The sequence below is a fragment of the Vibrio rhizosphaerae genome (assembly GCF_024347095.1).
GTDB classification, from domain to species: Bacteria; Pseudomonadota; Gammaproteobacteria; order Enterobacterales; family Vibrionaceae; genus Vibrio; species Vibrio rhizosphaerae.
In genome coordinates this window covers 2097182-2111498 of record NZ_AP024903.1, presented here as the reverse complement: position 1 = coordinate 2111498, position 14317 = coordinate 2097182, and the positions used below count along the sequence as shown (strand labels likewise).

The following is a 14317-nucleotide window of genomic DNA, read 5'->3' as shown; positions in this document are numbered from 1 at the left end:
TTTTTATCACTGGGTTGCATATCAATTGTAATTTTTCGAGAGAGGTTAAACAATATTGATACTTCAGACTGTGCTATAGGTATGATTTTATTATCTATTTATTCCGTGATCTATGACTGAAAATTCAATATGATCGAGTGATTGAATATATATCTTCGAGCAATAAGACAGATTCGAAAATGTATTGTTGGAGAGATAATGAAATTTACCCATTACGATCTTGATATTTGTGAACGAGGCCAGAAAATAGAAGTGACGTTGAAAAATAATACGGCCAATGTCCTTTTACTCGACGATGACAATTTTCAAAAATACAAGAAACGTCGTACTTATAAATATAATGGCGGCCATATGACAGATACAGTGAGTGTATTGCTGGTGCCTTACTCAGGGCATTGGCATGTGGTTGTCGATCGAGGGGGGTATGCGGGGACCGTTCAGTCGAGTGTGCGCGTCATTCCGATGTAAACCCGATTGTTATTTGAACTGGAAACGACGGTACTCATGTACCCTCGTTTCCGTTATCGAAATCATTTGGATTGATTAGCCGATCAGGCCTTGTTTCGCCAGATATTCATCATAGGTGCCGTGGAAATCATTCACGCCATCTTTGGTAATTTCGATAATCCGTGTTGCGATTGAGGAAACAAACTGACGGTCATGGGAAACAAATAGCAGCGTCCCCGGGTAGTTTTCGAGGGCTAAGTTCAGGGCTTCAATCGACTCCATATCCATGTGGTTGGTCGGTTCATCCATCAGCAAAATATTGGGTTTTTGCATGATCAGTTTGCCAAACAGCATACGACCTTGTTCTCCACCCGAGATAACCTTGACTGATTTCTTAATCTCATTTTGTGAAAAGAGCATTCGACCGAGGATACTACGTACGGTTTGTTCGTCATCACCTTCTTTTTTCCATTGCCCCATCCAATCCATTAAATTGAGATCTTCGCTGAATTCGTGGGCATGGTCTTGTGCATAGAAGCCAATATTGTTGTTTTCGGACCATTTGATCTCACCGGCCATCGGGGCCATCACGCCAGCCAGCGTATTCAATAGGGTTGACTTACCGATCCCGTTTTCCCCGATAATTGCGATACGTTCACCAACTTCGACCATCAGGTTGACATCATTAAACAGAATGTTGTCACCATACCCTTGTTTGAGGGCGTTGACTTCGAGCGCATTACGGAACAGCGGTTTTTCCTGCTCAAAACGAATAAATGGTGACTGACGACTGGAAGGTTTGACATCTTCAAGCTGAATTTTTTCCAGCTGTTTCTGACGAGATGTGGCCTGTTTGGCTTTTGATGCGTTGGCTGAGAAGCGGCTGACAAAGGTTTGTAGCTCTGCGATTTGAGCTTTCTTCTTGGCATTGTCAGCATGGAGGCGCTCTCTGGCTTGTTCGGCGGCAATCATATATTCATCATAGTTACCATGGAACAAGCGGAGTTCGCCGTAGTCCAAATCAGCCATATGCGTACAGACCGTATTCAGAAAGTGGCGGTCATGCGAGATGATGATCATGGTACAGTTACGGGCCAGCAGCGTCTGCTCTAACCAAGAGATTGTATGCATGTCCAGGTTGTTGGTCGGTTCGTCGAGCAACATGATTTCTGGTTCGGCAAACAACACCTGGGCCAGCAACACCCGTAATTTCAGACCCGGGGCAATTTCACTCATTAGTCCGAAGTGTTGTGCCTCAGGGATTCCCAGTCCGAGCAAGAGCTCTCCGGCACGCGCTTCGGCTGAGTAACCGTCCATTTCGGCAAATTCGGTTTCCAGATCGCCGACACGCATGCCGTCTTCATCTGACATCTCCGGTAACGCATAGATGCGATCACGCTCTTCTTTGACGTCCCACAGTTCTTTATGACCCATGATCACGGTGTCAATGACGGAGAACGCTTCAAACGCAAACTGGTCTTGTCCCAGTTTTGCCATCCGCTCATTGGGATCGATTGAAACACTTCCGACGGAAGGTTCCAGTTCACCACTGAGAATTTTCATGAAGGTGGATTTACCGCAACCGTTCGCGCCGATCAGACCGTAACGGTTACCGTGGCCAAATTTAATGGAAATATTTTCAAATAATGGCTTATCGCCAAATTGCATGGTGATGTTTGCAGTTGATAGCACAGGAAATTCCAGATTGAGTGGTGAATATGAAAAAAGCTGGCCTTGCGGCCAACTTGATAGTGGGCGTCATATTAACAGATTCTGTGATAGACATCACCCCTCGTGTCTCGTATGACTATGACGATGTGACTGCGTCATGGTGAGCACATTGCCAAGGCTGATGATGTTGTATTTTTCCTTGCCACACTTTTTCGTGAAAGTAGTAGGCACAAGTATTGATACTGGGTTCAATCAGTGCCATGACCCCGCCGATCAGCCAGCTTCCGGTTAAGAGGTAAGCCACATTAAAGGCGACACTGAAATGGATCACCGCGAAACTGGCCGTTTTAATATGTGCTGCAGCAGCGTAGCGCTTTAGTGGTGCGTATTGAGACCAAACTTTTTCATGAAAGTAGAATGCCACGGTATTGATCATCGGCTCTAACATCGCAATTAAACTTCCCAAAATCACATCACCAGTCAGGATGTAGGCAACGGTAAACGCAATACTGAAGTGAATGACTGCAAAACTAATGGTCTTTTTCATGGGCTGTCCAACTTGAATTATCTGCTTTGATATAAACATTATTGATAATTATTATCATTTGGTAAATTTGATTATATCTATCTATGGAATAGGTGAAACCGTTGGTAAACCAGTCGTTGGGCAGCAGAAGACGTAGTATGCAGCATCACTGTATGGACTTTTTCAGTCAGTGGACTGTTTTTATTGAGGACTTAATTGATTTAATCCGCTTTTCTTCGTGAGGTATATCAATGAGAGAGCGTGTTGAGCTATCAGAATCACAGCAATTCGTCTGATTGTGATCCTGCTAACTCACCCGGTGATTCATTATCCTGTAAAGTAAAACATCGTTTCAATTTTCAAAGTCAACTGAGTGTATGCGGTTTAGCGCTCTTTTCTGTTTAAGGATAGTCAAATGAATCACTTGATGAAAACCATACTAATGACGAGCATGCTCACACTGACCAGTTCAGCCGCTTTTGCATCCAGCAATGATGCACCAGCGGGACCGGATTATGTCACGCAAGCGATCGATTCACCGGATAATAGCTTTCCGCTGTTTTATGAAAAATTGAAAGCGTCGCGGATGCCTTACCAACTGGCTTGGCATGACGGATATAATCCCAAGATGTGGCACATCCTTGCAAAGGCTAAAGCGCAGGAAGTGATCTTACCTTACCAAGATGACACGCCGTTTAATCCACTGGTGATTGATCAGATTGACCGGGGCAGCTATATCGCCCAAAAAGTGGTATTCAATATCAGTCATGAGAGTCGTGTTTTGGCATTGATGTTAACCCCTAAAGGTGAAGGGCCTTTCCCAGCAGCATTATTTTTACATGATCACGGTGCGCGATTTGACATCGGTAAAGAGAAGTTTGTTGAAACTTGGGGGGATGACGCCCGCTTATCTTCATCACGGGAATGGGCTCATCGTTATTTTACTGATCGTTTTCCCGGTGATGAATTGGCAAAACGGGGCTATGTGGTCTTATCGATTGATGCGCTGGGGTGGGGCGATCGTTCCGTTGAGGGCTTTCGGACCAATTCACAACAAGCGCTGGCTTCGAACTTATTTAATTTAGGTAGTTCATTTGCCGGCATCATTGCACTGGATGATTTACGGGCTGCGAAGTTTCTGGCAAGTCAGCCACAAGTCGATAAATCACGGGTCGCATCCGTTGGCTTCTCCATGGGAGCATTCCGCTCTTGGCAAGTGGCTGCGTTATCGGACGATATCACTGCCAGTATTGTGGATTCATGGATGGGAACGATGAAAGGTCTGATGGTCCCCGGTAATAATCAGTTGAAAGGTCAGTCGGCATTTACCATGCTACATCCATATATGGCTCGTTATCTGGATTACCCCGATGTCGCTGCTATCGCTGCACCAAAGCCGATGCTGGTGTTTGCCGGTGGGATGGACCCACTATTTCCGGTTGATTCCGTCAAACAAGCATTTAACAAACTGCATTCTGTGTGGCGGGCTAATGGCGCAGAGGATAAGCTCAATACGCGAATTTGGCCGAATAAGGGGCATATTTTTACCGAAGATATGCAGGAAGCTGCGTTCAACTGGCTGGATCAGCAGTTTGAGATGAATTAGGTTTGGTCAAGCTGTGACTATCGGTTCATAGATAGACGCGGGCTATGTGTCGAACATATGCCCGCGTGATTGGTTTAAAGGATATAACCCACCCGTTTATACACCTGTATCAGCACCAACGAGAAAATCATGGATAGCAGGGCGCAGCCGATCGCCATCGGCGTATTTTCCCACGGGTGAATTTTGGTCAGCACACTCAAACAGAATGGATGAATCAGATAAATGGCCGTCGAGAAATGAGCCAGATGCTTGTTGGTCGTGGTGTGCTGAGAACGCATCGCCAGCAAAAATAAGAGCGGGCAGACCCAAATCAGAGACAAATAGTTGTCAAACACCCCTGTCCGAGCGGGTTGATTCAGGTTGAACCAGCTCTCTCCCAGTAATAGCCCGATGCCGATGAGCGCTCCAAGGCATAGTGTGCTGGTCGATGTTTGAGCAAACAGTTGATGTTTGCGGATAAAGAAACCGAGATAGAAGAACGGGAAGCCTAACAATAAAAAATTGCGATGGGTGAAGCCGATGTTGAACAGCTCATCGGCAAATGTCGAAGTCATCAGATGATAATTACCGATGTACTGTATAACCACACCCAGCACAAAGCAGAGTAACGCGAGTTGTATGCCTGTGCGTGTCCGCTCTCTGAATACATAGGTCATCAGTCCCGCACCGAGCATACCGATTAAATACCATAAATGGTGATAGCCGACGATGAGTGTTTCGATAACACCCGTTAGGCCGGAGACATCCAGCGTGAGCGGCTTGAGCCAGAAATAAGCATAGAAGAGGGTCCAGAACAGATAGAGGATGACGACTCTTTTACTCCATTGGCGCAACTTATCTGTCGAGGCAACCGAGATAAAGTAATAACCATTGATAATAAAGAAAATCGGTACTGCAATTCTGAAAATACCAGCGGTGATGAGATAGTATCCTTCAGTCGTCAATTCACTGAGAAAGTTGCTGTGGATACCGATGACCATAAAAGCCAAGACAATTTTGAAAAGATCTAACGTTAAATTTCTGCTGTACATAAGTCCGGTTAAACTGTTTGTGATGGGGACAATGTACCATTCTGAGCAATAAACAGGGTCTTCACCATGTCATTTGTATGAAAGAAGATCCTCATCACCCATCACTATTGGTGATAACCTGCGGATAATACCGGCGACCCGCACTCAAACCTAAGTTTAAGCCTGACTCAGATCTTTATAGGCTTCTGCCCGAGCTTTGCGCAGATAGTAAAGATTTGCACCCGTAATAAATAGGTTTGCCAGCGTCACGGGCCACGAATCAATAATCAGACCATAAGTGACAAATAACAGACAACCGATACAGTTAACGATCCTGAGTTTCACGATATCTTTCATCGTAAATGACAACGCCACCATTAGCGATGCAGCGTAACCAATGATTTCTACTGTGTTTGCACTCATTTTGTGATCCTTATCTGATTCATTCGCGGGCACTATAACAGCACAAGATGTCGGTTCAATCCCTCGTCAAAAAATTTGGGAAGGGGAACGATAACGCAATCGTTTGACTGATCAAAATAAGGATTTGCTTTGGTCTTTCCGGAGAGCAAGCTGAGACCCTGAACACAACATCAGGCGCTGAAAAATCATTGAAGTCTTGCTTTTAGTCATTCTGACCTTTGATGGTGCATTATGAATATGTTTTTATTTTGTTATATTTGTGTTTAATTCATGTTAAATGAATGGTGTTTTCATGTAATTAAATTACATGAAATGCATTATTTAACATTTTAATAACAATTTAGTTGATAAACTGAAACATTTGCGTGCACTTATCACACTATTTAGCGGCGCTGAACAAGCGTTAATAATATACCTATTAGTATCTACGCATCTACTCACCACTCGGTAGATAATCCCTACAGATTATCCAATAAAGGATGCGGATATGAAAGAAATGACAAAGAAAGCCATAAAAATAACGCTATTAAGTTTGCTTTTCAGCTCAGCTTCAGCGCTTGCGAAAGACTATGAAATCGTAAACGTCGTTAAGGTCGCGGGTATTCCCTGGTTTAACCAGATGGAAAAAGGCGTATCACGAGCTGCTGATGTGTTGCACGTTCATGCGCGGCAATTAGGCCCGGCCACGCCGGATCCTGCCCAGCAAGTTAAAATTATTGAAGACTTGATTGCCAAAGGTGTTGATGCCATTACGGTTGTCCCCAACGATGTAAAGGTCTTAGAGCCTGTATTTAAGAAAGCAAAAGAGAAAGGAATTGTTGTTTTAACGCATGAGGCACCGGATGGTCATGGTGCTGACTGGGATATCGAAACGATTGATAACCAAGCATATGCCAAAGCGACGATGGATGAACTTGCTCATCAGATGGGTAGTAAAGGTGGCTATGCGATTTATGTTGGCTCATTGACGGTCCCCCTGCATAACAACTGGGCTAATCTTGCTATCGCTTATCAGAAAAAAGCTTATCCGGATATGTATGAAGTAACTGATCGTATGCCTGTCGCAGAAAGTATTGATGCATCTTATGCTGCGACAAACGATTTGATGAAAGCTCATCCGGATATGAAAGGGATCATTTCATATGGTTCATTAGGGGGGATCGGGGCCGGTCAGGTGATTAAGAAAAAACGTGCCAAGGATAAAATTGCAGTCGTTGGTATCATGATGCCGGGTCAGGCTGCGCCATACTTGATGACCGGTGATATTGACAAAGGCTTTTTGTGGAATCCTGCCGATGCTGGTTTCGCGCTTGTTGCCGTGGCCAAAGATATTCTCGATGGTAAAGATATATCAAAAGGTTTAGATGTTCCGACTCTGGGTAAGGCGGAAATTGATACACAAGCTAAAGTTATCAAGTTCAATAAAATTTTAGAAGTTGATAAAAGTAATGCGACGAAATTAGGTTTTTAACCGATATTTTGGGGGGCTATTGAATATAGCCCCGATGATCAATTGCCGAAGGTGAACGAATATGTCTGAAGTGCCATTTATCACATTGAAAAATGTATCTAAATACTTTGGTAATGTAAAAGCGCTGAATAAAGTAAATTTAGAGTTCAACATGGGGGAGGTACACTGTTTAGCTGGGAAGAATGGTTGTGGCAAAAGTACTTTATTTAAAGTGATTTCCGGTATTCATGTGCCGGAGCCCGGATCGGAAATTATTTTGAATGGTAAAAAGTATGAAAAACTGACGCCAGAAATATCAATTAGAAAAGGCATACAGGTTATTTATCAAGATCTTTCCTTGTTTCATAATTTAACTGTCCAAGAAAATATTGCTATCCAAGAAAATGTGAAATCTCCATTTGGATTAGTGAATAAAGATAAAGCAAAAAAAATTGCCCTGAAAGCGATGGAGAAAGTTGGGATTTCTCTTCCTTTAGATATCACCGTTGATCAGTTATCTATTGCACAATGCCAAATCGTTGCGATTTGTCGGGCAATGGCTTCAGCAGCCAAATTAGTGATTATGGATGAACCGACCGCCTCCCTGACTCGTCACGAAGTGAATCAGCTCATTAAAGTAGTTCTGGATTTGAAAGCAAAAGGGATTACCGTGGTGTTTGTCAGTCACAAACTGGATGAAGTTATGGAGATCTCTGATCGAATTACCGTGATTCGTGATGGTGAAACTGTCGGGACATACAATGCCAATGAAACGAGTCGTGACGATTTGGCCTTTTTAATGACCGGGCAAAAGTTCGAATTTAAACCGCTACCGGCCTACAACCCTCAAGGAACAACGCAATTAGAAGTGAAGCATTTAACGCGTGCCCATGAATATGAAGATATTAATTTCTCTGTTCAAACGGGTGAAATTGTAGCGATCACTGGTTTGCTGGGATCTGGTCGAACCGAGTTGTGTATGAGTTTGTTTGGTATGACCCAACCTGATTCGGGCAGTATACTCGTTAAGGGAGAAGCCGTGTCTTTCAAGTCCAATCGAGACGCTATTGCATCCGGGATTGGCTATGTATCTGAAGATCGGATGTCCACTGGTCTGGTCATGGCTCAGTCCATTCACGATAATGTTATCTCCGCCATTTTCTCCAGATTGAAAAGCAATCATGGATTACTCGACCATGAGAAAGCCAAATCTTTGGTACGTCGATTAATTCAATCATTAAGTATCAAAGTTTCTGATCCTGAATTGCCTGTGACCAGCCTGTCTGGTGGTAATGCGCAGCGTATTTCAATTGCAAAATGGATTGCCGCCGAACCAGAGTTATTAATTCTGGATTCACCGACAGTCGGCGTTGATATTGCCAATAAAGAAAGTATTTATCGGATTATGCAAGATTTAGCTAAACAAGGGATTGCGATATTAATGATCAGCGATGAAATTCCTGAAGTTTATTATAATAGTCATCGCGTTTATGTCATGAAAGAAGGTCGGCTAACTCAAGAGTTTTATCCTGAAAATTGCTCAGAAGTTGAAATAATGGAGGCGGTCAATGCCTAGTCAATTAAAACTCTCTTGGATTACAAAGCAACATGAATTTTATTTATCGGTTTTGATTATTGTACTGATGCTGGGGTTGTCTATGACAACAACGGATTTTTTTACCGTAGGTAATTTATTTGACATGACTGTCAGCTCAGCAATTCTAGGTATATTGGCATGCGGGTTATTTGTTGTTCTGGTATTTGGTGGTATTGATATTTCGTTCCCGGGAATGACAGCGATATCACAATATATAACGGCATTATATATTTTGCATTATGGTGGTAATTTTTATCTTGCCTTTGCCATATCAATAATCGTCGGGTTTATATTAGGAACCGTCAACGCGCTGCTCGTCTATCGCCTTAAAGTACCTGCAATTATTATTACGATTTCGACACTGAATGTCTGGTTTGGTTTACTGATGTATTTCAGTCGTGGCGATTGGCTATATGGTTTCCCTGAATGGTTCATGAATGGCGTTGAGTGGTTCACCTTTACCGGTTCTGATGGGTATCAGTATGGGGTTTCTTTACCGATTATAGCCTTGATCGTTGTTGTCGCCTGCACCTCGTTGTTAATGAATAAAACCACGTTAGGAAGACAAATCTATGCGGTTGGTGGTAACACGGAATCGGCATCCAGAATGGGGATCAATATTTTCAGGTTACACATCTTTGTTTATGGCTTTATGGGGGCTGTTTCCGGGATTGCCGCTGTGATTCAGACACAAATCACCCAATCTGTCGCGCCGAATTCATTGATGGGATTTGAGCTGATTGTGCTCGCTTCTGTTGTATTAGGTGGGGCAAGTATGACCGGGGGAAAAGGGCGGCTGATTGGGGTCGTGCTTGGCGTTATCTTACTGGCCATCGTGAAGAATGGATTGACGCTATTGAGCATCCCATCTTACTGGCACACCGTCCTGACCGGGATCATCATTGTTGCAAGTATTAGTGCTACGGCGATGAATGAAAGAAAACAAGCATCGAAGGGATTGGCATGGAAATGATCATCAATAAATTGAAAATGTCGTCAGACAAAAATATTCAATATTTAATCTTTATATTAGTGGCAATCTTTTTACTGATGTTTCTGACCGCCGGTGGCAGTTTTTTCTCATTAGATAACATTCAGTCAATGGCTTATCAAATCCCAATTCTTGGTTTGTTAGCGCTCAGTATGGCTGTGTGTATGCTGACCGGAGGAATCAATCTTTCGATTATCGCAACCACCAATGCGTGTAGTCTGGTGATGGCCAGTATCATCAATGTTGCTCCCGATAATTTAATGGTTACCCTGATCGCAATACTTGCCGGACTTGTTACCGCCATCATCGTTGGTCTATTCAACGGTGGCTTAATTGCTTATGTCGGTGTATCTCCGATCCTCGCAACGCTGGGTTCGATGACGTTCATCAATGGATTGAATGTCCTTATCTCGGGCGGTGCGGTGATTTCCGGTTTTCCTGAGGCGATCCTGTTTATCGGCAATGGCTCTGTTGTAGGCGTTCCGTTGCCGTTAATTCTATTTGTTGTCTTTGCGCTCTCACTGTGGATATTGCTGGAACATACCGGACTTGGCCGGGCGATTTATCTGATGGGATCTAACGAAAAAGCAACGAGATTGTCCGGCATTGATACTCAAAAAGTGACGGTTTATGTCTATATTATTTCCTCAATGCTGTGCTGGGTGGCCGCCTTAGTGATGATGGCGAAATTTAACTCGGCTAAGGCCGGATATGGGGAGTCATACCTACTCATCGCGATTTTAGCCTCGGTGCTAGGCGGAATAAATCCTGATGGCGGCTTTGGTCGCATATTGGGTATCGGCTTAGCACTGATCGTCCTCCAGTCTTTAGAAAGTGGTCTTAACTTACTCGGTGTTAGTAGTTATTTAACCATGGCACTTTATGGCGGGATTTTAATATTTTTTATTTTTTTACAAAGAAATAGTCAGCGTTCATAAAAAGTGCGGGGTGAATTATGAGTTCAATTTATTTTATTGGCGTTGATGTTGGTAGTGGGAGTGCACGAGCCGGAGTATTCGACATTTCTGGCCGGATGCTTGCAGAGTCAAAACGCAACATCATGATGTTTAAACCGAAAGCAAATTTTGTTGAACAATCATCAGATGATATTTGGCAATGCGTTTGCTTGTCGGTAAAAGATGCAATCTCGAAAGCAAATGTAGACCCGCATGATATTCAGGGGATCGGCTTTGATGCAACGTGCTCGTTAGTGGTACTCAATAAAGAAGGAAAACCACTCACCGTCAGCCCAACGGGGCGAAATGAGCAAAATGTGATTATGTGGATGGATCACCGTGCAATCACTCAGGCGAATCGTATCAATGAGACAAAACATAAGGTGCTTGATTATGTCGGCAGCCGTATTTCTCCTGAAATGGAAATGCCTAAGCTAATGTGGTTAAAACAGCATAAACCAACCACTTGGTCTAATGCCGGGTATTTCTTTGATTTACCAGACTTTTTAACATGGAAAGCGACCCATCGTAATTCTCGTTCGCTTTGTTCTACGGTGTGTAAATGGACTTATTTGGGCCATGAGGGCAAATGGGATCGTGACTTTTTCAAACGCATTGGTTTAGACGATCTGTTGCTGGATGATGCGCAGAAAATCGGTAACGAGATTATTCCGATGGGACAGCCGGTGGGGAACGGATTAACGGCACATGCGGCCAACGATCTCGGACTGATTACCGGTACTCCGGTAGGGACGTCGATTATTGATGCGCATGCCGGTGGCATTGGTGTTTTAGGCGCCTCAAATATTAACAAGAATGCTCATGTCGATTTTGACCGGCGGCTGGCATTAATTGGCGGTACCTCTTCATGCCATATGGCGGTGTCCAAATCCGCCAGATTTATTGATGGTGTTTGGGGCGCGTACTACGGTGCGATGGTGCCAGATTATTGGCTCAATGAAGGTGGTCAGTCAGCCACGGGCGCGCTCATTGATCATATCATTACGTCACATCCGGTTTATCATGTGGCACAAGAGCGAGCCCAAAGTCATTCACAAACTATTTATGAGTATCTGAATGACATTTTATTAAATTTAGCGGGGGCAAAAGACCGAATCGCTTTCTTGGCGAAAGATATGCATGTGTTGCCATATTTTCACGGGAATCGCTCGCCCCGTGCTGATCCCAGTTTAACCGGTGTGATGACCGGATTGCAGATGATTCAAACGGAAGAAGATTTAGCACTTCAATATCTGGCAACGATACAGTCAATTGCTTTAGGCACCAGACACATCATTGAATCCTTAAATCAGTCTGGTTACTCAATTGATACGATCATGGCATGTGGTGGCGGGACTAAAAACCCCATATTCATTCAAGAACACGTCAATGCGACCGGCTGTACTATGTTACTGCCAGAGGAGAGTGAAGCGGTATTGTTAGGCTCTGCGATGCTTGGTGCGGTCGCTTCCGGTACGTATACCGATATTCCGACTGCGATGGCTTCAATGAGTCGAATTAGCAAGACGGTTATGCCACAAACCGAACTGATCAAATCTTTCTATGATTTGAAATACAAGGTATTTCTAGAAATGTATGCAGATGATATGAAATATCGGAAAATCATGGGAGAATTGAATATCTCATAATGATTTGTACGAAATCGTTGCTCAAAAAGCTTACATCCATCGGGTAAGCTTTTTGGATATCATCCGTATTGGCAGAATATGAACAAATTGCACATCATCAAACAGTACTGGCTGAACATCATGCTATTGATCCTTGCTGTGATCACGGTATTGTCACTATGGCCACTTGCCACCTTACCGAATGTCCCGGGAACCGATAAGACCCATCATTTCATCGCTTATGCCGCACTGATGTTTCCGGTGGCATTACGCCAACCCGCAAGATGGGGATGGATTGGCGTCGCTTTACTGGCCTATAGCGGTGGAATTGAGCTGATTCAGCCTTATGTCAATCGTTATGGCGAATGGCTGGATTTGGCCGCCAATGCGGGCGGGTTGTTCTGTGGCTGGTTGTTGGCAAGAGGGCTGAATTACTTTGATTCGCGAGGTTTCTCAGCACAAGATTGATCACCTGTCGTGGTGGGCAGACGGTATTGTCCGGCCCACTCAGCGATGGTTGATTGACTCGGGTGACAGAGAAAACGGATTACCGAGAAAATGCAGCACTGGCAAAACAGTTGAGTGACAAAGCCATTTACTGAAGAACAAGCTCCTGAAAAAACAAACTACTGAAAAAATAGTGCCGACTGTTGTAATGCCCGTTCAATCGCTCGTACCAACTGCGTTAAATCTTCAGACGTCGAAAGATAAGGCGGCATGAGATAAATCAACCGACCAAACGGACGGATCCAGACGCCTTGGCGGACAAAGTGCGCCTGAATCTCCGCCATTCTGACCGGTTGATGGGTTTCGATGACACCAATAGCTCCGAGCCAGCGTATATCTTTCACCATCCCGTACTGTTGCAGCGGTGGCAGATGCGTGGCAAAAAAATGCTCGATTTGCTGCACTTGGGTTTGCCAATCGCCTGTTTCGATCAGACTTAAACTCGCTTCGGCAACGGCACAAGCCAGCGGGTTGCCCATAAATGTCGGACCATGCATAAAACATTGCGCTTCACCGGCGCAAACAGTTTGCGCCACGTGCTGGGTGGTTAATGTTGCAGACAATGTCATATACCCCCCGGTCAGAGCTTTTCCGACACAGAGAATATCCGGTGCGATTCCCGCATGTTCACACGCGAACAGTTTTCCGGTTCGGCCAAACCCGGTCGCAATCTCATCGGCAATCAGCAATACGCCGAACTGATCACACAGCTTTCTGACCGCTTGCAAGTAGTGAGGATGATAGATGCGCATCCCCCCGGCGCCTTGCACAATCGGTTCCAGTATAACGGCGGCGATTTGTTGATGGTGTTGTTCGAGCTGAGACTGAAAGTCGTTGATATCGAGTGGATTCCACGGCTCATAAAAGCCGGTTTGTGGCGAGTCTGCAAACAGATGTTCCGGCAGAAATCCCCGATACAGACGATGCATTGAGTTATCCGGATCGGTGACAGACATGGCGGCAAATGTATCACCGTGGTAACCATGACGCAGGGTTAAAAAACGTGGCCGGGATTCTCCGCGACTATGCCAGTATTGCAGCGCCATTTTCAAAGCCACTTCGACAGCCACGGAGCCTGAATCTGCAAGAAAAACATGCTGAAGTGATGCCGGGACCATTTGCAATAACTTTTGACACAATCCTATGGCGGGTTGATGGGTCAGACCGCCGAACATCACATGCGACATTCGTGACAACTGTTCGGTGACGGCCGCATTCAGGTGCGGGTGGTTGTAACCATGAATCGCAGCCCACCAGGACGACATCCCATCGATTAATACTTCACCACTTTCTAAGTGAATTTGATTGCCGCTGGCATGACTGACCGGATAACAATTGAGCGGTGAGATCGTCGAGGTATAAGGATGCCAGATGTGATTTCGGTCGAAATCTAAATCTAATGTGTTCATATTTAAGTCTGATGTAAACCTATATGTTTTTATTTTGTTGACAGTGTAGCGCTTCTGATTAGACTAGCCAACAAAAGTCTCTCTGATAAGAAGAAG

13 protein-coding genes are annotated in these 14317 nt (G+C 44.4%); 8 read left to right on the top strand and 5 right to left on the bottom strand.

The window, feature by feature from the left end; translation table 11 throughout:
- Positions 1 to 198 precede the first annotated feature (198 nt).
- Positions 199 to 468 (top strand): DUF1883 domain-containing protein, encoded by a 270-nt coding sequence (locus OCV37_RS09030; protein WP_038179540.1) that lies wholly within the window; start codon positions 199 to 201, stop codon positions 466 to 468.
- A gap of 75 nt (positions 469 to 543) precedes the next feature.
- On the opposite strand, the gene OCV37_RS09025 is transcribed toward OCV37_RS09030, so the two are convergent.
- Positions 544 to 2139 (bottom strand): ABC-F family ATPase, encoded by a 1596-nt coding sequence (locus OCV37_RS09025; RefSeq protein WP_038179542.1) that lies wholly within the window; start codon positions 2137 to 2139, stop codon positions 544 to 546.
- A 115-nt stretch (positions 2140 to 2254) separates the two neighbouring features.
- A complete protein-coding gene (locus tag OCV37_RS09020) occupies positions 2255 to 2665 on the bottom strand; it encodes a DUF2061 domain-containing protein (protein ID WP_038179545.1) in 411 nt (136 codons plus the stop codon).
- 406 nt (positions 2666 to 3071) lie between these two features.
- Between OCV37_RS09020 and OCV37_RS09015 the strand changes: the two genes are divergently transcribed.
- On the top strand, positions 3072 to 4250 hold the full coding sequence (locus OCV37_RS09015) for a dienelactone hydrolase family protein (protein WP_211252041.1): 1179 nt from the start codon (positions 3072 to 3074) through the stop codon (positions 4248 to 4250).
- Between the two features lie 74 nt (positions 4251 to 4324).
- On the opposite strand, the gene OCV37_RS09010 is transcribed toward OCV37_RS09015, so the two are convergent.
- A complete protein-coding gene (locus tag OCV37_RS09010) occupies positions 4325 to 5281 on the bottom strand; it encodes an acyltransferase family protein (protein WP_038179547.1) in 957 nt (318 codons plus the stop codon).
- A 156-nt stretch (positions 5282 to 5437) separates the two neighbouring features.
- Positions 5438 to 5683: a YgjV family protein gene (locus OCV37_RS09005; protein WP_038179549.1), complete on the bottom strand. Its 246-nt coding sequence runs from the start codon at positions 5681 to 5683 to the stop codon at positions 5438 to 5440.
- Positions 5684 to 6179: 496 nt separating this feature from the next.
- Here OCV37_RS09005 and OCV37_RS09000 point away from each other — a divergent pair, with 496 nt between their 5' ends.
- From OCV37_RS09000 to OCV37_RS08975, 6 genes are all read left to right on the top strand, one after another.
- On the top strand, positions 6180 to 7154 hold the full coding sequence (locus OCV37_RS09000; RefSeq protein ID WP_038179660.1) for a substrate-binding domain-containing protein: 975 nt from the start codon (positions 6180 to 6182) through the stop codon (positions 7152 to 7154).
- A 61-nt stretch (positions 7155 to 7215) separates the two neighbouring features.
- Entirely contained in the window at positions 7216 to 8709 is a 1494-nt protein-coding gene (locus tag OCV37_RS08995; protein WP_038179552.1) for a sugar ABC transporter ATP-binding protein, read from the top strand.
- Complete coding sequence (locus tag OCV37_RS08990) at positions 8702 to 9703, top strand: ABC transporter permease (protein WP_038179554.1); 1002 nt, start codon at positions 8702 to 8704, stop codon at positions 9701 to 9703. Before OCV37_RS08995 ends, OCV37_RS08990 begins: the two co-directional genes overlap by 8 nt.
- Positions 9694 to 10659 (top strand): ABC transporter permease, encoded by a 966-nt coding sequence (locus OCV37_RS08985; RefSeq protein WP_038179556.1) that lies wholly within the window; start codon positions 9694 to 9696, stop codon positions 10657 to 10659. Before OCV37_RS08990 ends, OCV37_RS08985 begins: the two co-directional genes overlap by 10 nt.
- A gap of 17 nt (positions 10660 to 10676) precedes the next feature.
- Positions 10677 to 12326, top strand: a complete 1650-nt coding sequence (locus OCV37_RS08980; protein ID WP_038179559.1) for an FGGY-family carbohydrate kinase — start codon at positions 10677 to 10679, stop codon at positions 12324 to 12326.
- A 78-nt stretch (positions 12327 to 12404) separates the two neighbouring features.
- Positions 12405 to 12773 (top strand): VanZ family protein, encoded by a 369-nt coding sequence (locus OCV37_RS08975; RefSeq protein ID WP_038179561.1) that lies wholly within the window; start codon positions 12405 to 12407, stop codon positions 12771 to 12773.
- Positions 12774 to 12931: 158 nt separating this feature from the next.
- Here OCV37_RS08975 and bioA read toward each other — a convergent pair whose 3' ends face one another.
- Positions 12932 to 14221 (bottom strand): adenosylmethionine--8-amino-7-oxononanoate transaminase, encoded by a 1290-nt coding sequence (gene bioA, locus OCV37_RS08970; RefSeq protein WP_038179562.1) that lies wholly within the window; start codon positions 14219 to 14221, stop codon positions 12932 to 12934.
- Between the last annotated feature and the right edge of the window lie 96 nt (positions 14222 to 14317).